Annotated in this window: 17 protein-coding genes; 5 read left to right on the top strand and 12 right to left on the bottom strand. The window is 37.8% G+C overall.

What is annotated here, in order from left to right; genetic code table 11:
• Positions 1-126: 126 nt before the first annotated feature.
• From R2R28_RS03255 to pckA, 8 genes are all read right to left on the bottom strand, one after another.
• Complete coding sequence (locus R2R28_RS03255; protein WP_316824276.1) at positions 127-498, bottom strand: NADH-quinone oxidoreductase subunit A; 372 nt, start codon at positions 496-498, stop codon at positions 127-129.
• Between the two features lie 82 nt (positions 499-580).
• Positions 581-2,305, bottom strand: a complete 1,725-nt coding sequence (locus tag R2R28_RS03250; protein WP_316824275.1) for a tetratricopeptide repeat protein — start codon at positions 2,303-2,305, stop codon at positions 581-583.
• Positions 2,306-2,392: 87 nt separating this feature from the next.
• Positions 2,393-3,292 (bottom strand): substrate-binding domain-containing protein, encoded by a 900-nt coding sequence (locus tag R2R28_RS03245; RefSeq protein ID WP_316824274.1) that lies wholly within the window; start codon positions 3,290-3,292, stop codon positions 2,393-2,395.
• 242 nt (positions 3,293-3,534) lie between these two features.
• On the bottom strand, positions 3,535-4,353 hold the full coding sequence (locus R2R28_RS03240) for a TonB family protein (RefSeq protein ID WP_316824273.1): 819 nt from the start codon (positions 4,351-4,353) through the stop codon (positions 3,535-3,537).
• Between the two features lie 18 nt (positions 4,354-4,371).
• Positions 4,372-4,878 (bottom strand): biopolymer transporter ExbD, encoded by a 507-nt coding sequence (locus R2R28_RS03235; protein ID WP_316824272.1) that lies wholly within the window; start codon positions 4,876-4,878, stop codon positions 4,372-4,374.
• A 3-nt stretch (positions 4,879-4,881) separates the two neighbouring features.
• Positions 4,882-5,496, bottom strand: coding sequence for a biopolymer transporter ExbD (locus R2R28_RS03230; RefSeq protein WP_316824271.1), 615 nt, complete (start codon positions 5,494-5,496; stop codon positions 4,882-4,884).
• 79 nt (positions 5,497-5,575) lie between these two features.
• On the bottom strand, positions 5,576-6,406 hold the full coding sequence (locus R2R28_RS03225; protein ID WP_025146310.1) for a MotA/TolQ/ExbB proton channel family protein: 831 nt from the start codon (positions 6,404-6,406) through the stop codon (positions 5,576-5,578).
• A gap of 297 nt (positions 6,407-6,703) precedes the next feature.
• Positions 6,704-8,299, bottom strand: a complete 1,596-nt coding sequence (pckA, locus tag R2R28_RS03220) for a phosphoenolpyruvate carboxykinase (ATP) (protein WP_316824270.1) — start codon at positions 8,297-8,299, stop codon at positions 6,704-6,706.
• A gap of 1,023 nt (positions 8,300-9,322) precedes the next feature.
• Between pckA and thrA the strand changes: the two genes are divergently transcribed.
• From thrA to thrC, 5 genes are all read left to right on the top strand, one after another.
• On the top strand, positions 9,323-11,776 hold the full coding sequence (gene thrA, locus R2R28_RS03215) for a bifunctional aspartate kinase/homoserine dehydrogenase I (RefSeq protein WP_316824269.1): 2,454 nt from the start codon (positions 9,323-9,325) through the stop codon (positions 11,774-11,776).
• A gap of 4 nt (positions 11,777-11,780) precedes the next feature.
• Positions 11,781-12,230: a DinB family protein gene (locus R2R28_RS03210; protein WP_316824268.1), complete on the top strand. Its 450-nt coding sequence runs from the start codon at positions 11,781-11,783 to the stop codon at positions 12,228-12,230.
• Positions 12,230-12,868, top strand: coding sequence for a LysE family translocator (locus R2R28_RS03205; RefSeq protein WP_316824267.1), 639 nt, complete (start codon positions 12,230-12,232; stop codon positions 12,866-12,868). Before R2R28_RS03210 ends, R2R28_RS03205 begins: the two co-directional genes overlap by 1 nt.
• A gap of 45 nt (positions 12,869-12,913) precedes the next feature.
• Positions 12,914-13,894 carry a homoserine kinase gene (locus R2R28_RS03200; RefSeq protein ID WP_316824266.1) on the top strand — a complete coding sequence of 327 codons (981 nt, stop codon included), beginning with the start codon at positions 12,914-12,916 and terminating at the stop codon, positions 13,892-13,894.
• Between the two features lie 81 nt (positions 13,895-13,975).
• Complete coding sequence (gene thrC / locus R2R28_RS03195; protein ID WP_316824265.1) at positions 13,976-15,283, top strand: threonine synthase; 1,308 nt, start codon at positions 13,976-13,978, stop codon at positions 15,281-15,283.
• Between the two features lie 122 nt (positions 15,284-15,405).
• Here the strand turns inward: thrC and R2R28_RS03190 are convergent, their stop codons facing one another.
• The 4 genes from R2R28_RS03190 to R2R28_RS03175 all read right to left on the bottom strand — a co-directional run bounded on the left by R2R28_RS03190 (position 15,406) and on the right by R2R28_RS03175 (position 19,206).
• Positions 15,406-16,830, bottom strand: coding sequence for a sugar MFS transporter (locus R2R28_RS03190; protein WP_316824264.1), 1,425 nt, complete (start codon positions 16,828-16,830; stop codon positions 15,406-15,408).
• Between the two features lie 143 nt (positions 16,831-16,973).
• Entirely contained in the window at positions 16,974-17,387 is a 414-nt protein-coding gene (locus R2R28_RS03185; protein ID WP_316824263.1) for a tail fiber domain-containing protein, read from the bottom strand.
• Between the two features lie 79 nt (positions 17,388-17,466).
• Entirely contained in the window at positions 17,467-17,769 is a 303-nt protein-coding gene (locus tag R2R28_RS03180; RefSeq protein WP_316824262.1) for a hypothetical protein, read from the bottom strand.
• A gap of 45 nt (positions 17,770-17,814) precedes the next feature.
• Positions 17,815-19,206 carry a pyridoxal phosphate-dependent decarboxylase family protein gene (locus tag R2R28_RS03175; protein WP_316824261.1) on the bottom strand — a complete coding sequence of 464 codons (1,392 nt, stop codon included), beginning with the start codon at positions 19,204-19,206 and terminating at the stop codon, positions 17,815-17,817.
• Positions 19,207-19,215: the final 9 nt, after the last annotated feature.

Raw genomic sequence — 19,215 nt, 5'->3', positions numbered from 1 at the left:
TAACTAAAAGTCGGATCAGATAGTGTATATGATACACATTTCGGTTTACAGTCGCCATTCAGCAGTTACCAGTTCTAAAACACGAACTAAAAACTGCCAATTGTGAATCAATAACTGCGAAACTGATTAGTTCCAGTCTAAAACTTTTTTCTTGATTACGTAGATAAAACCTAACAACAAAGTGCCCATAAAAATGAACATCTCAATCATTCCATCCATTCTTAACGCACGGAAGTTAACTGCCCATGGATACATAAAGATTACCTCTACGTCGAAAAGCACAAATAAGATGGCTACAACAAAATATTTGATAGAGAAAGGCTGACGGGCATTACCTACTGATTTAACACCAGCCTCAAAAGTTTCCAGCTTATCGGCTGTTTTACGTTTTGGGCCTAATAAGTGGGTAGCAACCAATGTGGTTACCACAAAGCCTAAAGCAACAATTACTTGAAATATAATTGGTAAAAAATCTATAGAGGAACTTTGCACTTGCATATTATTTATTTTATGATGCAAAAGTAAAAGAAAAAGGCAGAGTAACCAAACTCTGCCTTTTCTAAATTATTTAACTTTTAAATTATTTGCCTTTACCTTTTGCTGGTGCAGGTGCTGCTAATTCTTTTAATTTAGCTGCTGCGAAAGTTCCAGAAGGATAAACAGCTACACTTTTGTTAAAATATTCTTTAGCTTTTTCTTTGTCTTTATAGTAATAGTAACCACCTAAAGTATCATAAGCCTCTGATAAACGTTTAGGATAAGTACCCGAAGAAGCTACTTCAGGTTTTGCAGTAACTTTTGCAATAAATTCCTCATAATATGGAACCATCAAACCTTTAGGTTCTTTTTCATCATCCATTAAGCTGTTAATACGAGCCCTGGTAATATAAGCATCATAAGTTTCAGGTGAAATCTGAGTTACTTTTGCTATTGAAGAGTCAGCTCTTACCAAAATGTCTTTTGAAGGATTTTGTTTTGCCGTTAATTTTGCTGCATAGTCAAAATAGTTTGCCATCGCATTATAAAAATAGTTATAAAGCGACCCTTTACCTTTTGGATTAGCTTTTATTGCTTTTTCATAAATTTCAGCAGATTTAGCATATTTCTTAGCATCATAGAAACTTTTAGCAACTTCCGCCAATGCATCAGCATTTGTTGAATCTTTTTCTACAGCTTTTGTAATGTTAATCAAAGCTAAACTGTCCTGTCCTGCCTTTAACTGAGCTTTACCCAAGTACAAATAATCGAATCCTAAGATTTTGTTGGGATCTTTTTCTTTAGCAAAAAATTCATTCATGCTGGTTAAAGAAGCAGGATAGTTTTTATTCTCATAAGCAGCCCATCCTTTCATTCTAGATACTACAGCACTTTTTGGATCATTAGCAGGAGCCTGTATAGCTGTAGCTACTTGTTCCAAAGTAGGGAAGTCTTTAGCATAAAACAAGAATTGAGCATAACGCAATTGAGATTCTAGTGATTTATCAGTTAAATCAAGATATTTTTTATAGTTCTCAATACCTTTTGCTGCTTTTTCTTTATCCACACCAAAGCTACTCCATTGCAAATACAATTCGCCTAATTCGCGGTATGCAGGACCATAGTTTGCGTCAGCTGCAATTACGTCTAATAATTCTTTTTCACCTTCAGGAAAAGCTCTTGATTCTTTATACATCTTTCCAATCTGGGTTTTTGCCCTTCTATTGGTAGGATCGATATCGTTTACACGAAAATAAGGTCCTAAAGCCTCAGAGTTTTTCTTTTGTAAAGCATAAGCATCACCTAACGCCAGGAAAACTTCTGCATCTTTATCTTTCGAATCTAACTCATCTGCTTTGGTAATGTTAGCTAAAGCATTGGTATAATCCGGTTTAGATACATCATCACTTGGTTTATCCTGCGCTAAATACGCTTTACCGATATACAAATAAGTTTTGTAATCTTTTGGTGCCAGCGCAACAGCTTTATCAAAATTAGTTTTAGCAGATGTTGCATCATTAGATAACATATCTGCTTCGCCTAAACCGATCAGGTTTAAGTTGTTTTTAGGATCAGCGGTAACACCTTTGGTAAATACGGCCCTTGCAGAGTCGATATAACCGGTTTTCAAATAAACCAAACCAAGATTGTAATAGTTATTACCATCTGATGCTTTTGAGCTCACCAATGATTTAAGCACTGATGATGCTTTTTGGTACTGTTCAGCGTCAATGGCTTTTTTCGCATCATTTAAATCTTGAGCAAAAACTGCAGAACCCATCAACACCAAACCTACATTTAAGGTTATTGCTTTCTTTAAAATTTTCATCGGATATTCTGTTTTTTTTATTTAATAAAAATGAAGTGTCTCTTTAGATTTACTTCGTGGTTCAATTTATAATTTTTAATTTAATTTTTACTTCGTAAGATTAATTTCCCTGGGCATTAATTTATGCGGCCCAAGTCCTGATTTAAGTACAATCAATTGTCCTCTCTGACTTCTTAACCATGTTGCAAATCCTGTGCCTAAACCATCTCTTCCTTCGCAATCGATAATATTTATATTTCTTAAGAAAGGATAAACACCATTAATCAAATTATCCTGAGTGGGTTTATAAAACCGGTCATCTCCTATTCCCCCCTTCAAATTTTTTACTCCAAGCACCTTTATTTGAGAAAGATACTCACTTACTTCTGTATTCTTACTGGTAATCCAATTCACGCCTAAAATACCAATAAAATTTTTATCTTCAGCAATAAGTTTAATTACTTCATTGCTCGAATTTTTAGAGTAAACACCTGTAGCTGGAAATTGACTGATATGAGCCAATTCTTTAAAATATTGAAAGGTACTTGAATAAGCGTTATCAAAGACCAATTTCTTATCTGATTTCTTTCCCTGTAATATATCAATAACCTCTTTAACGTTAATTGTACTGTCAATATTGCCCTGGTTAGTAATTAAAGCAATACCATCGACAGCAAAACGCGAGGTATTAATTTTAATATTACGCTGGGTATAATATTTTTCTTCTGCTTTGGTTAATAATCTTGGTAAAACAATTACCCTCACACTATCATTTAGAAATGCAGGTAATAATTTTTCTTCTGGTTTTACTGTTGATTGAAATTTCGCATCGGGATAGTCTAAACTAAAAACATCAATCTGGTCCTGAACAATCGGACCAACACTTTCATCAACCAATATCTTTAAAGTGCCGCTTGTTCTGGTTTCTTTAACGGCATCCGCTTTGTTTTTACGTTTGCAGGATACAAGGAAAGCCAGTACACAAAATATTAAAAGGAAATTTTTCATTGGAGTGATTAGTCGCGCCTACCCAGGCTTAAAAGTCTTACAAAAGCATAAATAATCAAGAAGACACCTATTGCGATGCGGCCCCATTGTGGAATAGTGCTTAAACGAAGGGCAATTGGTTCGTAAAATATAAATGCGAAGCCCAATACCACATAAAACACAAACATGACAAGGCCTAAAATGAGCAAAAACCGCTGTTTAGGCGATTTTTGCTTAAAAATATCAAAATTTAACATCTACTATTAGTTCAATGTAAAGTTAACGTTGATGTTGTATTTTACCCTTACCGGCTTACCATTTTGGATACCTGGGTTCCAACGTGGACTCGCTTTTAATACACGGATAGCTTCTTCATCAGTTCCGCTACCCAAACCGCGGGTAACCTGGATATCTGTTAATTTACCATCTTTCTCCACAACGAATGATAAGAATACCTTACCCTGAACGTTGTTTTCTTGTGCCATTGGCGGGTATTTAATTGCTCCCGACAGGTATTTATAAAATTTAGCGATACCACCTGGATATTCTGGTTGTTTCTCGATACTAACAAAGTCATAAACTTTATTATCATCAACCGCAACTGCAGCTTCTCTTTTTGGTCCTTCACCTACTGGTTCAGCAATGTTAATCTCTGCTGTTGGATCACCTTTGATATCTCTCTGACCTGGATCAGCTTCTTTCAGTTTTTCAACTGTAGGTGGTTCATCACGAACCTCGATATCAGGTTTTACAATTGGAGGTGGCATTTTCACCTGGTCAACCTTTGGTGGCGGTGGCTCTACCGGTGGCGGTGGAGGTGTTTCGGGGTTTACGGGTGGAGGTGGAGCTAAAATTACTTCCTGTGCTTTTACCTGATCTTCCTGCTGATCCATTGAACCTTTGATAAGGCTATAGATTTTTGGAGAGAAAAATAATACAAGGAAGATAATAGATCCAATAATTAAGGCTTTAGTGGTGTTGGCACCATTGCTTTTACGCAATTGATACGCACCATAGTTTTTGTTTTTATCGGCAAAAACCACTTCAAGCCATTCTTTTCTGAATATATCTAACTTCGACATAACTATTGGTTTTACTGATTATAAAATTCCTTTTTCTTTCATGAACTGTTTCTCATTGTCAAGGATATTATCATCATCGATCTGACGAACCTTTACTTTAAGAATTTCCAACTCATCCATGATATCTACAAAGTTTTGGAATGTAGAACCTGATGTTGGTTTAACCAGTACCACGAAATCGCCAGCAACACCCGAAGCATCAGCTGTTTTTCTATTTTTAATAATAGCATCTTCGATTTGTGAACCAGATTCTATCGTTGGTGCGGTTTCGCCAGCTACTCCCATGTACCATGCTACTTTATCGCTTTTACCCAACAAAATAGTCATTGTTTTACTTGCTTTAAGTTCCAATCTGTTTTCTGGTAACTTTTCGTTTTTATCTGGCTTTGCAATATCCATCGCTTGTGGCGTAGAGATTACCGTAGTTAAGATAAAGAATGTTACCAAAAGAAACATTAGATCCACCATTGGAGTCATATCAACCCTTGGGGTGGCTTTCTTCCCGCCTGTGTTTAATTCTGCCATTTCTTATTTCTTTTTAGCTTCAGAGTTGGTAACCAATAAAAACTTGTTTACACTTTGTTTCTGAAGTACATCAATAATCTTTTTAACTACCGGATATTCTTCTTTCGCATCACCTTTAATGCTGATACGCATATCCTGATTATTAATCTCTTTAGTTGCTTTACGGGCATTCAGTACCCACGAATTTAACTGATTATCAGTCGAATCTGAAGGGATACCAGGCTGTATACCCGGTTTCATACGGTCAGCACCATTTAAGGCAATAAGTGATTTTAAACTCTGGATCGGAACACCGAAACTTCCTATCGATGAAAAGCGTTGTACTTCTAACGGAGTGAACGATATTTTGTATTGTTCGCCCATTAGTTCTAATGTTTTCGCTCTCACTTTGACCCCTGCTACTTCAAAGAAAACTTTCCCCTGCCCAATGGTTAAAATCGCATTGTTTTCTACCGGCACCTTGAACTCATACGTAGATGAAGGTGTAGAAACGGCTAGTGGTTCTGGTTGCCTTGCTGTAGCAGTTAAGATGAAGAAAGTAAGTAACAATGATGCCACATCACACATGGCAGTCATATCCGTTACCGTACTCGTTCTTTTAACTTTAATTCTAGGCATAATATTTTTTACTAGTTTTTAATAATGATGATCTTTTTTCCGGTTTTCCATAAAGCCGGTAAAAATTTTTTCAAAATTCTTATTTATGCGAACTAGCGTATGTTTGAACGATGCTGAAACCAGCTTCATCGATTGCGTAAGTTAACTTGTCAATTTTAGAAGTTAATACGTTGTACATGATAATTGCCACAGTAGATACCAAGATACCAGTTGCGGTGTTGATAAGTGCCTCAGAGATACCTACCGCTAATGCTGACTGATCTGGAGCACCAGAGTTTGCTAAACCGGCAAATGCACGGATCATACCTGTTACTGTACCCAATAAACCTACTAATGTACCGATTGATACCAAAGTTGCAATAACCGTTAAGTTTTGCTCTAACATTGGCATTTCTAAAGCTGTAGCTTCTTCAACCTCTTTTTGGATAGCAACAATTGATTGCTCAACGTCCATGTTGGTATCAGCTTCAACTTCGCTGTATTTTTTCAAACCAGATTTAATTACGTTAGCAACTGAACCTTGTTGTTTATCACACTCAGCTTTTGCAGCCTCGATGTTACCTGCGCTTAATAAACCTTGTACTTTGCGGATGAAAGTATCTAAGCTAGATTTTCCACTTGCTTTACCAATAACGATGAAACGTTCGATAGAGAATACAATTACCACTAATAGTAATCCAACTAAGATTGCTACGATCGGGCCTCCTTTGTAAGCTGTTCCAAGATAGTTACCAGCTAATGGTAATTTCTCTCTGTCACCATCGATAAAGTTACTTCCTTCTCCGAATACGAATCTCCAAACACAGAATCCAATAACGATACAGATTGGAATAACGAATGTTGCAAATACGTTTGAAGCACTAGAAGAGCTCTCTTTTTTAACAGTTGTTGGTTTTGGTGCGTTTGCCATTTTTTTTGAAATTTTAGTTTTAGTTCTTGTTTTTAATTTTTAGCTGTTTTTTCTTTTGTAATACACTCAACGTTTCATATCCGAAATTGTTGCGAAAAACAAATTTATAAATTGATTTTAAATTACAAATTAATAAATCAATAAGCAATTAAATCGTTACTTAGAATTTAGTTTCGGTAAACCACCTAGGGTGTATAACAAAAAAATTGCCCCAGCCGAGGCAATTCTTTCACAATAAAAACTAAAAAAAAATCGAATTGCAAATTTTTCGCTCAAAAAATGCATTTTAAAGTGCATTTAACATAATTTTAACGCTTCGTGTCTGCTTTTTGGTAGTTTTGTCAGTTCAAATTGCTTAAAATTTTCTTCGAAGGCATCTGCCAGCTGATAGGCCTTTAAAAAATATTCTTCCTGATTACTCCATGTTTTAGACGGGTCTAAAATATCGTCGGGAACTCCGGGACAATTTAAGGGCATCATTAATTTAAACACATGGTGTTGTTTATAATGGTGGTGGTTTAGATCTCCATTTAAAGCTGCTTTGATCATGGCCCGTGTATAACTCAATTTCATCCTTTTGCCCACGCCATAAGCTCCCCCACTCCACCCGGTATTAACCAGCCAAACGTTAACTTGGTGTTTTTTCATCTTCTCTCCTAATAAAGCTGCGTATTTTGATGGGTGCAGTGGAAGAAAAGCTTTTCCAAAACAAGCAGAAAAGGTTAACTGAGGTTCGGTAACACCAGCCTCTGTACCAGCAACTTTAGCCGTATAGCCGCTCATAAAGTGGAACATGGCCTGTTCTACATTCAGTTTTGAAATCGGTGGTAATACCCCGAATGCATCTGCAGTGAGAAAAAAGATATTTTTAGGAACACCGGCTATGGAAGGTAAAATTGCATTATCAATATAATCTATAGGATAAGCAACCCTCGTATTTTCTGTTTTATCAATGTTTGTATAATCAACATCTTTTGTACCTGGAAAAAAGTTGATGTTTTCCAATAAAGATCCGAATTTAATGGCATTAAAGATCTGAGGTTCTTTTTCTTCGGTTAAATCAACACATTTTGCATAACAGCCTCCTTCGAAGTTGAATACGGAATCACTACCCCAGCCATGCTCATCATCGCCGATCAAACCTCTTTCGGGATCAGCAGATAATGTGGTTTTACCTGTTCCGGATAGACCGAAAAAGATAGCGGTATCTCCATCCTTGCCCACATTGGCCGAACAGTGCATGGAAAGTGTATTCTTATATACGGGAAGGATAAAATTTAATACCGAAAAGATTCCCTTTTTAATTTCACCTGTATAACCTGTACCACCTATCAAAATCATTTTTTTGGTAAAATTGATAACGGAAAAGTTTTCCTGACGGGTTCCGTCAACAGCAGGATCGGCCAGAAAGCCTGGCGCAGCAATAATGGTCCACTCTGGCGTGTTTATTAAAGCATCTTCATCAGGGCGGATAAATAAATGATGAGCAAAAAGATTCTGATAAGCCGTTTCGGTAATTACTCGGATGGATATTGCATAATCCGGATCGGCACATGCTGTAGCATCCCGTACATAAATGGCTTTATCGCCAAGATAATTGGTAAGCTTATCAAATAACTGGTCGAATTTTTCCGGATTGATTTTAATGTTAACATCGCCCCACCAAACCTGGTTTTCGGTTACATCATCGCACACGATAAAACGATCTTTAGGCGAACGTCCGGTAAATTTCCCGGTATCAATGGCCAGCGCTCCTGAAGCGGCCATTGTACCTTCATTATTTAATAAGGCATCATCAATTAACTCTTTTGGAGATAACTGGTACTTTACAGCAATGTTCCCGCCGAGATTTAAATAGCTTAAATCTGGCGTTTGCAGTTTCTTTTTGCTCATAACAATAAGTTAGTTAGTGGTGCAAAGGTAAAGACTTATCTTTCACAAAAACGAGTTTTAAAATGTATTTTTTTACATATTGTAGCAAATACACTATCACTTAACAAGTTAATATTCAATTAATTACATCCAATATTTAAACATAAAAAAAATTAAAAATATACACTAAGTAAAATTGGTAAATGGTTTTAGTATGTTTAGATTCTTATGAAACAGACAGCTATAAGGAAGCTAATTTTAGACAAATAGGTTACTTCACCCACACAATGCTAACCATCTTGGGTCGCATCGCTCTATGCCGCGGCGGCATCAAACTTTTGAGGCATCAAATTATGCAAAACCGAAGCTTTAGCGAAGCTCATTCATGCCAATAAAACAATAACTAAATATGAATAAATGCTTTGTCAATGCACTGGAAAGGTAACCCATTTAAATAGTAGCACAAGCCTATGTTAACTAAACCTGATAAAAGCGGTAGCTACCGATTCCATTCCCGTTCAAAAAACACCTACATCGGAACTATAGCGGTTAGCAGGGCTGCATCATCAGAAAAATTACTACTGTACATTTTCTAATAAAAATATGATTGCAGTAATTTATAGAAAAAACCTGAGATGAGCAAGTGACCATCGTGGCTTAGACCACCCCGCCCTGCGGGCACCTATCCAAAGGAGGAGAATAATGCGGCTATTTCATTTACTTAAACGTTTTAATAGAAATTTCGAAATAAAATTGAAAAAACATTTGCATTTTAAAAAAATAATCTTCTACTTTACGGTGTACAAAGTACACGAAGAGCAAGATGAAATTTAACACTTCAATTATTACAACGATTATTATTACCACCGGTATAAACCAGCGGGGCTAATTTGTTGTAAGTTGAAAAAACATAAAACACAGAAAGCGTCCCGATGAAAATCGGGACGCTTTTTTTTTAAAACCATGCTGAATGAAACCTGTACGAACGAGCATTTTAAACCACAGATTGTTACAGCAACAAACAGTTAAACCCAATATAAACTAATGAAAGTACTCAAATTCGGCGGCACATCCGTAGGTTCGGCCGAGAACATTAAAACCCTCTTACGCCTGGTTGGCGAAGAAAAACAGAAGAACAGCCCGGTAGTTGTATTATCGGCAATGAGCGGTGTAACCAATTTGCTTACCGATATGGCTGAAATGGCCGAGCGTGGCGAAGATTACGATGCACATTTAAAAGAAATCGAAGCAAAACATTTTGCTGTAATTCGCTCGCTTTTACCTGCGGCTGCACAGAACCCGGTGTTTACGCGCTTGAAGATCTTTTTTAACGAACTGGAAGACCTATTACAGGCGGTAACCAATCTTCGTGAGCTCAGTTTGCAAACGAAAGACCAGATTGTAAGTTATGGCGAACGTTGTTCTACTTTTATGATCAGCCACATTGCTTCGCAAAGCATTGGTAATGCACTTTATGTAAACGGATCTGACTTGATTAAAACCGACAGCCACTTTGGTCAGGCTAAGGTGGATACGGAGCTGACCGAGATGCTGATCAACAATTTTTACCAGGAAAATAAAGATAAGGTACTTTTTGTAACCGGCTTTATTGCCAGTAATGCCGCAGGCAGGGTTACTACTTTAGGTCGCGGTGGTTCTGACTATACCGCAGCGGTTTGGGGTGCAGCCTTAAATGCGGAAGAAATAGAAATCTGGACGGATGTAAACGGTATGATGACGGCTGATCCGCGGATTGTGAAAAAAGCCTTCTCTTTACCGGAGTTAAGTTATACTGAAGCGATGGAACTGAGTTATTTTGGCGCAAAAGTGATTTATCCGCCAACAATGATCCCCGCTTTTATGAAAAAAATTCCGATTGTGATTAAAAACACTTTCGAACCTGATTTCGGCGGAACGTATATCAAAAGTGATGTAAAAACTTCGAGTTTACCGATAAAAGGGATTTCTTCTATTGATCATATCAGCATCATCAACTTAACCGGTAGCGGCATGGTGGGCAAAGCAGGATTTAGCGGCAGGTTATTCTCGCTCCTATCTCGTGAGCAGATTAACGTGGTATTGATTACGCAATCATCATCAGAGCATAGCATTACTTTCGCCGTTAAACCAACAGATGCTGCGCAGGCAATTTCTTTAATCAAAAAAGAATTTGAGCTTGAACTGGATGCAAAAAAATTAGAGCTGCCTGAAGTTGAAAACAACCTTGCTGTTTTGGCCATAGTGGGCGAAAACATGAAACGCACTCCGGGCATGAGCGGGCGTTTGTTTAGCGCCCTGGGACGTAATGGTATTAACGTAAGGGCTATTGCACAGGGTTCATCAGAATATAATATCTCGGTAATCATCAGCAAAGATGATTTATCGAAAGCGGTTAATGCGGTTCACGACGCCTTTTTTACGGACCTGAAAAGAACATTAAATGTATTTTGTTTGGGCACCGGAAATATCGGTAAAACTTTATTTAACCAGTTAAAAGAGCAGATGCCTTTCCTTGCGGCGAATAACGATTTACAGGTTAAGATTACAGGCATCAGCAATACACGAAAAATGATTTTCAATGCTGACGGTTTGTCGTTAGAAAATTGGGAGACGGAATTGAATGCAAACGGCGAACAAGCAGATTTAGCAGGTTTTGTTGCTAAAATGAAAGCTTTAAACCTACCAAATTGCGTTTTTGTTGATAATACGGCTGCAGAATCGCCAATTGAATTTTATCAGGGCATTTTTGAGAGCAGCATTTCGGTGGTTACCTGCAATAAAAAAGGAAACTCTGCCGATTATGCCCAGTATAAATCATTTAAAGATACCGCACGTAAATTCGGCGTTGATTTTTATTACGAAACCAATGTAGGTGCTGGTTTACCGATTATACGGACATTAAAAGAGCTGATGATGAGCGGCGATAAGGTAGCGCGGATTGAAGCCATTTTATCGGGAACAATTTCTTATATCTTCAATAATTTTAAAGGCGAAGCTGGTTTTTACGAAACTGTTAAGGAGGCACAGGAATTGGGTTACACGGAGCCAGACCCACGCGATGACTTAAATGGAAAAGATTTTATGCGTAAAATGTTGATTTTGGCACGTGATGCCGGCTACCCATTAGAAGCCAGTGATGTGAAAATTGATAATATTTTGCCCGAAGCATGCTTGAATGCCACATCTGTAGAAGATTTCTATTCAGAATTGCAGGCCAATGCTGCTTACTTCGAAAACCTGAAAAATACAGCTGCTAACGATGGAAAAGTTTTGCGTTACATTGGCAAACTGGAAGATGGTAATGTAGAAATCAGCCTGCAAATGGTTGATGACAGTCACCCTTTTTATATGCTATCGGGAAGTGACAATATTATCTCGTTTACCACCGATCGTTATAAATCCCGTCCATTGGTGGTAAAAGGCCCTGGTGCAGGCGCAGAGGTTACCGCAGCCGGAGTTTTTGCCGACATTATCAATGTAGGTGCTTTAAATAAATAGTAAGATGAATCTGGTAATGCATAAAAATGAAATCTTAAGCTTAGTTAATCAGGCCATGATTGATTTTGAAAGTATTACAGAAGAAGCATGGAATGATAAACCACAGCCATCAAAATGGTCTAAAAAAGAATTATTGGGTCATTTGATTGATAGTGCAAGTAATAACATCCGCCGCTTAATTGTTGGACAATATGAACAAGGTGTTAAAATCGTTTATCATCAGGATGAATGGGTGCTTTATCAAAATTACCAGGGGACTGATATCGGTGAAGTTAAAATGCTTTGGAAGTTGTTAAACCACCAGATCAGCAGAGTAATTGAAAACATCCCGGAAGTAAAGCTTGAGAATAACTGCGATACTGGAAAAGGAAAAACAGAACTGCATACACTCACTTATTTTATTGAAGATTATGTTGTGCACTTAAAATATCATTTAAACCAAATAACAGTATAATGAATATGTTAGGAATCGAGAATTTAGGTGCTTTTATCTTGACTGCTGTAATAGTGGTTATTACACCCGGTGTAGATACCATAATGGTTTTAACGAGAAGTATTTCAAAAGGGAAAAATTCGGGCTTATATTCTGCTTTAGGTGTAAGTTTGGGCTTGCTGGTACATACTTGTGCAGCTACATTTGGTCTTTCTCAAATTTTGTCGAAATCAGCTATCGCCTTTAGCATTGTTAAATACCTGGGTGCAGCATATCTGATTTACCTGGGTTACCGGTCTTTAACTAACAAAAGTGAGCAAATCGAGATAAAACCCGTTGCAAATAAGGTTACCGGAATGAAGCAAATGTTTTTTACGGCACTTTTGAGCGATATTTTAAATCCCAAAATAGCACTTTTCTTTCTTGCCTTTTTACCTCAGTTTATCAATAGTAAGGAGGTTAATAATCCGGTTCCGTATTTGTTACTTGGCCTTATTATCTTCTTCATCACTTTAATCTGGTGTTCATTTTTAGCATTAACAGGAAGCAATGTTGCTAAACACTTCAACAGAAATAAAAATATCGAAAACTGGATGAACAAAACATCCGGAGTAGTTTTTATTTTGTTGGGCTTAAAAATAGCCCTAACCAAAAAATAATATTTAAGTTTTACAAAATAGCCGACGAGGCAATTCGTATAAAAGATGCAAAAGAATATAAATGATAATGAACTAGCACATCCACGTTCAGAAGTTGGCACTTCTATCCGTGTATTTGCACCTGCAACTGTAGCAAACGTTGTTTGTGGTTTCGATGTACTGGGTTTTGCCGTAAACGAACCGGGTGATGAAGTAGAAATGCGATTTACCGAGGCACCTGGGGTAGTGATCAAAAGAATTACGGGCGATGATGGTCGCTTGCCTTTAGATGCAGCAAAGAATACTGTAAGTGCCAGTGTTCAGCACTATTTAAAACATATCGATCGTTTGGATGTGGGTGTAGAAATTGAACTGCATAAAAAAATGCCTATCGGTAGCGGCCTGGGTTCAAGCTCGGCCAGTACTGTTGCGGGTTTATTTGCCATTAACAAATTAATGGGTGATTTATTAACGGCTACCGAACTGGTTCCTTTTGCGATGAAAGGTGAAGAACTGGCTTGTGGTTACGGTCATGCCGATAACGTTGCCCCTGCATTATTAGGTGGCTTTGTACTGGTAAGAAGTTACGAACCTCTTGATGTAATTTCTTTACCAACCCCAGCGGGCATGTATGCGGCAATTGTATATCCTGAAGTTGATGTACCTACGAAAGATGCACGCCAAATGATCCGCAGTAAAGTTGCCTTAAAAGATGCTGTTACCCAATGGGGCAATGTTGCCGGGTTGGTAAGCGGATTATTTATGAATGATTTTGACCTGATTGGCCGAAGCATGAAAGATGTCCTGGTAGAACCAACGCGTTCGATCCTGATCCCAGGTTTTGAAGAAATGAGAAAACTGGCTATGGAAAACGGCGCAATAGGTTTCGGAATTTCAGGATCTGGTCCATCTGTTTTTGCATTAACCAAAGACGAGGAAACTGCCAGAAAAATAACCAAATCGCAACAACAACACTTACACAAGATAAATATTAACAGCAAAGCTTTTGTTTCTCCGGTTAACGCTGAGGGACCAAGAGTGATGTAAATAAGGTAGAAGGTTTAGGGCGTAGGGTTATACTCGGCGCCATAACCCTAAACCTTACACCCCTAAACCCTATACCTCAAAATGAAACTATACTCAACCAACAATAAAAATTTACGCGTTTCTTTTAAAGAAGCCGTTTTTAACAGCATGCCGCAGGATAAAGGTTTATATATGCCTGTAGTAATTCCGCAGCTTGATCCTGAATTCATTCAGAATATAGAAAAGTATTCTTTGCCAGAAATTGCTTATCAAGTAGCCTCAACCTTATTAAAGGATGAAATTCCGGCTGAAGACTTAAAGGCTTTAATTGATGATGCGATTAATTTTGAAGCACCAGCAGTTAAACTGGACGACAAAACCTTTGTACTCGAATTGTTCCATGGGCCTTCTTTAGCTTTTAAAGATTTTGGTGCCCGTTTTATGAGCCGAGTAATGGCCTATTTCTTAAAAGACGGCGAACAGCTTTTAGATGTCCTGGTAGCTACATCAGGCGATACCGGAGGAGCAGTGGCTTTAGGTTTCTTAGGCGTACCGAATACCAGGGTAACGATCCTTTACCCGGAAGGAAAAGTAAGTCCGATACAGGAACTCCAGTTAACCACCAATGGCGAAAACATCAGAGCAATTGAGGTAAAAGGAACATTTGATGATTGCCAGGCTTTGGTAAAACAGGCTTTTGCTGATGATGAATTGAACGCAAAATTCAGGTTGACTTCTGCCAATTCGATTAATATTTCGAGGTTAATCCCTCAAACATTTTATTATTTCAATACTTATGCCCAGCTTAAAAAGCAAGGATTAAACGATGTGGTATTGTCGGTGCCGAGCGGAAATTTCGGAAATATTGGAGCAGGCTTGTTGGCTCACAAATTAGGTTTGCCTGTTAAACAGTTTATCGCGGCAACAAATGTTAACGATACAGTGCCACGCTTTTTAGAAAGTGGTGTATACGAAACCAAACCATCCACACAAACCTATTCGAACGCCATGGATGTTGGCGCGCCAAGTAACTGGGTACGCATTATGGATTTATTTAACCAGGATGTAGAAGCGATTAAAAAAGTGGTAACCTCTTATCGCTTCACTGATGACGAAACTTTGGAGGGCATTAAAAAACTCGACAGTAAGTTAAACTATGTGGCTTGTCCGCATACCGCTATTGCTTATTTGGCAGTTGAAAAATACAGAAATGAAAACCCTACAGACGAAAGCGCTGCCGTTTTCTTATCCACTGCACATGCTTGTAAATTCCCTGATATTTTCCCTGTGGATATCGCAGCCAAAATCGAAATCCCAGAGCAGGTAAAAGCTTTGGAAAGTAAACCAAAGCATGCTGATCAGTTAGGTGTGGATTTTGAAGGGTTTAAGGGTTATTTGTTGAAGGGATAGTAGGTAACGGTTAGTCAGGATTTGCAATCCCGTCTTCTGAACTAAGGATTTTTAATCCTTTACCGCGATTCATAGATATTAAATTACAATAGGTCTGGATTATAAATCCAGACCAACATAAACTAATGTCCCGATTTCATCCCCGTCTGCTCAATGCCTTTTAACCTTTTCGAGCAATAAATACCAAAATACAAGATAAAGAGGTAACATACCAATGGTAGTATAAACGAGTGATGAACACCAATTTTATCGGCCACAGCACCTTGAATAAGCGGCATAACAGCACCCCCTAAAATGGCCATGACCAATAACGAAGAACCCTGACTGGTATAAGCACCCAGTTTAGCAATAGCGAGGGTATAAATGTTGGAGAACATGATCGAATTAAAAATCCCTATGCCCAAAACACTATACATCGCCATTTCACCTTTATTTACCATTGCAGAGATTAATAACAGTACATTGATGGCAGAGAAAATGGCCAAAGTTCTGGCAGGTGCTGATTTTCCGATTAAAAATCCTAAGAAATTTAGAGCAATAAATACCAGGAAGAAGCTGATCTGTGCAAAAGTTAAATCAACAATCCCATAAATCAGTGCAAACACCAATATGGCTGCCCCAAGCATATAGATTAACTTTTTCGATTGGCTTAATGTATGATTAAGAGAAATTGATCCCACAAAACGGCCTATCATTGCCCCGCCCCAATAAAGAGACAGGTAATTTTTACTCACCACTTCATCCAATCCGGTAATTTCTGGCAATCTTAAAAAGCTGATGATAAAACTTCCTACAGCAACCTCAGCTCCAACGTAACAGAACAAGGCGATAATCCCCCTGGTTAAATGCGGAAATTTTAATACACCCAAACCTTTCACCTGCTCTTCTTCTTCGGGTTGAAAAGAAGGTAGTTTAACATAAAAAATAAGTAAACCCACCAGTAATAATATGCCTGCAAAAATTAAATATGGAATACGGGTGGCAGATGCGCTAAAACTTCCATCAGCTTCTGAAAAGAATTCGAAAATCAAGTGACCACCTAAAATCGGGGCTATCGTGGTTCCAAAAGCATTAAAAGCCTGCGTTAAATTTAAACGGCTTGAGGCACTGTCTTCAGGCCCTAATAAAGAAACATAGGCATTGGCGGTAATCTGTAAAACGGTAAAGCCCAATCCAAGTACAAACAATGCACCCAAAAATAGCGGATAAACGGAATAAGTTGCGGCAGGGAAAAACAAGACACAACCTATGGCTGCCAATACAATTCCAAAAAGAATTCCTTTTTTATAACCTACCTTATTAATAGGATCACCTTTGGTATAAGAAATTAAGAAGTAAATTAACGACCCTACAAAATAGGCACCAAAGAAACAAAATTGCACCAGCATCGATTCAAAAAAGCTCAATTTAAAAAGCTGCTTCAAATATGGAATCAAAATATCGTTCATACAGGTAATAAATCCCCACATGAAAAATAAAAGGGTAATGGTAACTAAGGGAACGGCGTAATTTGATCGAGACTGGCTTTGGGCAATTTTGTTATTCATTTATATATTGATAATTATTTAATCGGGTAAAGCTAGCCCAATAATTACACTGAGTGGCCATAACCACAGATTAGTTACTGTTTTTTTACTTTGAGTAATTAATATTGGCACAAAAAAGTTCCGGTTTTCACCGGAACTCTTTATTATTTTGCGTTTTGCGATTTTAATGATTTCAACTCACGCTTTAACTCTTCAATCTGTTGTTGCTGCTCTTTTATACTGGCAACCAAAAGCGGGACTAAACTTTCGTAATCTACTTTGGTTATAGTAGCATTTTTAAATACATTTTTACCCGACGAATAGCTTTTAGCTTGTACCGAAACAATTTCCGGAACAGCGGTTTTCGCATCTGTCCCTACAAAACCATATTGTGGCCTTGCAGATAATTTTAATTTCTCTGCCCAGGTTTTATCGTAATTAAAGCTTACAGGTTGAAGTTTAGCGACCAGACTTAAGGCATTTTCTACAGGTTTTACATTGTTCTGCACAACTTCTTGTGCGCTGATTTTAAAAGAAGCAGCGACTAATAGCACTACAAATGAAATTGCTCGTTTCATATCTGTTATTTTATATTTTTTTTTTAATAGACAATAGATTCCACTTTCGTGGAAAAGGGGGGTACATATAAAAATATGTTTAAACGGAAGGTGGCGGCGTTAATACCTTGGGGAAGTAAGCCAATTGAAAAGAATGATCGGGAATGATTACTTTTTTTGACGTTTGCAGTGGAAAATAAACATGCTCATGAAATACAACCTGATATACTGCATATTCAGTCTCTACCTTTTTTTCTTCCTTTTCCGTTGCATCATCATTAACAGATAAAAACTCAACATTATCGGCAGAATAACTTAAATACGAAAGCACATGGCTCACTTTTAAGAAAAAAGTTACCGCTATGCAGGCAATTATCACGTATTTAAAAGCATAAAACTTCATTGTTGCAAATATAAGCGGTATGCTTCTAAAACAATAAAATTATGGTTAAAGTTCTGTAAGAATTTCTGTCATAACTGCAGTAACCAGATCAACATCTTCGCTTTTTGTTCTCCAGTTTACAAAAGCAGCACGGATTCCTTTCTTCCCGTTGTAAAGTGTAGGGGTCATAAATACTTTTCCGGTTGAATTTAATTTAGTTAAGAATAATGGAACTAAATTTTCATCTGTCAACGAAAAACAAACGGTATTTAAGCGCACAGGTGCCAATAATTCAAAATTTGGATTTTCATTTATAAAATCCGCAAACTGCAAAGCTGTTTCAACATTGCTTTCTACAATTTCCTGATAACCCTGTTTTCCATAACTGGTTAATGTAAACCAGGCCGGTAAAGCCTTTAAGCGGCGGGAATTTTCGGGAAGGAAATTTAAATAACTGAAATTATCCATTGCGTTACCTAAATAAGCAGCGTTAGCATTCTGAAAAGTTTCTACCTGCAACAACTGATGTTTTTCTTTTACAAAAAACACCGCACTTTCATAAGGTACATTTAACCATTTATGGCAATCTACCGTGATGCTATCTGCATTTTCCCAGCCTTTAACCAAATGACTGTATTTAGAAGAACAGGCCGCGAAACCACCGAAAGCGGCATCAATATGCCACCAGAAATTATATTTTTGTTTTAACAGGTTAATGGCTTCAAAATCATCAAAATCTACCGTATTTACTGTTCCGGCACTGGAGATCAAAATGAAAGCTTCTCCATTTAAAGCTTGGATTTTTAATTCTAAATCGACAACATCCAAGGCCTCGCGGTTACCTGGCAATACCTCTACCTGTATCACATTACCGCTACCTAAACCCAACATCGATAAGGATTTAATAGCTGATGAATGTGGTGTAGCCGATAATACTTTCACATTTCCAGAAACCCCTTCCCTAGCAAAATCTTTCCCCAGCTGTTTGCCAATCCACTGTCTGGCCACGGCTAAACAGGTAAAATTAGATAAGGTAGCGCCAGTTACAAAGCCACAAAAAAAATCTTTAGGCAGGTTAAATAATGAAAGTAATAACTGAATAGTTTCCAGTTCGATTATAGCAGAAATATCGCCGTTACCTTTAGCACTTTGTGTATTCTGATCGTAGATGGTCGATAACCAATCGCCGGCAATCGCCGCAGGAGTTGTTCCGCCCGTTACAAAACCCCAGTACCTTGGGCCAGAAGAAGCCACCATAATGGGCTCAAAACGCTGGTTAAATTGTTTTAAGGCTTCAACAGTACCAGTACCTTGTTCACTCAAATCGCCAATAATCTCCACTTCGCCCGAGTTCACCGTTGAGCGTTCATGAATATGGTTTAAATAATCAACTCCCTGCTGTTTAACTGCTGTAAGTATGGCATCAAGGTTTTGCTTGTCGGTATTTAAATTATTCATGGTTATTTT

Source organism: Pedobacter miscanthi, assembly GCF_032678605.1.
Taxonomy (GTDB): Bacteria; Bacteroidota; Bacteroidia; order Sphingobacteriales; family Sphingobacteriaceae; genus Pedobacter; species Pedobacter miscanthi_A.
The sequence above is the reverse complement of the archived record's forward strand: the minus strand, read 5'-3'. Positions and strand labels throughout refer to the sequence as shown.

Bases quoted from the DNA above. Each gene is read 5' to 3' on its own strand.
- R2R28_RS03180 (WP_316824262.1), bottom strand. From the start codon at position 17,769: ATGAAGTTTTATGCTTTTAAATACGTGATAATTGCCTGCATAGCGGTA.
- pckA (WP_316824270.1), bottom strand. From the start codon at position 8,299: ATGAGCAAAAAGAAACTGCAAACGCCAGATTTAAGCTATTTAAATCTC.
- R2R28_RS03255 (WP_316824276.1), bottom strand. From the start codon at position 498: ATGCAAGTGCAAAGTTCCTCTATAGATTTTTTACCAATTATATTTCAA.
- R2R28_RS03235 (WP_316824272.1), bottom strand. From the start codon at position 4,878: ATGGCAGAATTAAACACAGGCGGGAAGAAAGCCACCCCAAGGGTTGAT.
- R2R28_RS03240 (WP_316824273.1), bottom strand. From the start codon at position 4,353: ATGTCGAAGTTAGATATATTCAGAAAAGAATGGCTTGAAGTGGTTTTT.
- R2R28_RS03175 (WP_316824261.1), bottom strand. From the start codon at position 19,206: ATGAATAATTTAAATACCGACAAGCAAAACCTTGATGCCATACTTACA.
- R2R28_RS03200 (WP_316824266.1), top strand. From the start codon at position 12,914: ATGCAAAAGAATATAAATGATAATGAACTAGCACATCCACGTTCAGAA.
- R2R28_RS03225 (WP_025146310.1), bottom strand. From the start codon at position 6,406: ATGGCAAACGCACCAAAACCAACAACTGTTAAAAAAGAGAGCTCTTCT.
- R2R28_RS03185 (WP_316824263.1), bottom strand. From the start codon at position 17,387: ATGAAACGAGCAATTTCATTTGTAGTGCTATTAGTCGCTGCTTCTTTT.
- R2R28_RS03190 (WP_316824264.1), bottom strand. From the start codon at position 16,830: ATGAATAACAAAATTGCCCAAAGCCAGTCTCGATCAAATTACGCCGTT.
- R2R28_RS03250 (WP_316824275.1), bottom strand. From the start codon at position 2,305: ATGAAAATTTTAAAGAAAGCAATAACCTTAAATGTAGGTTTGGTGTTG.
- R2R28_RS03230 (WP_316824271.1), bottom strand. From the start codon at position 5,496: ATGCCTAGAATTAAAGTTAAAAGAACGAGTACGGTAACGGATATGACT.
- thrA (WP_316824269.1), top strand. From the start codon at position 9,323: ATGAAAGTACTCAAATTCGGCGGCACATCCGTAGGTTCGGCCGAGAAC.
- R2R28_RS03245 (WP_316824274.1), bottom strand. From the start codon at position 3,292: ATGAAAAATTTCCTTTTAATATTTTGTGTACTGGCTTTCCTTGTATCC.
- R2R28_RS03205 (WP_316824267.1), top strand. From the start codon at position 12,230: ATGAATATGTTAGGAATCGAGAATTTAGGTGCTTTTATCTTGACTGCT.
- R2R28_RS03210 (WP_316824268.1), top strand. From the start codon at position 11,781: ATGAATCTGGTAATGCATAAAAATGAAATCTTAAGCTTAGTTAATCAG.
- thrC (WP_316824265.1), top strand. From the start codon at position 13,976: ATGAAACTATACTCAACCAACAATAAAAATTTACGCGTTTCTTTTAAA.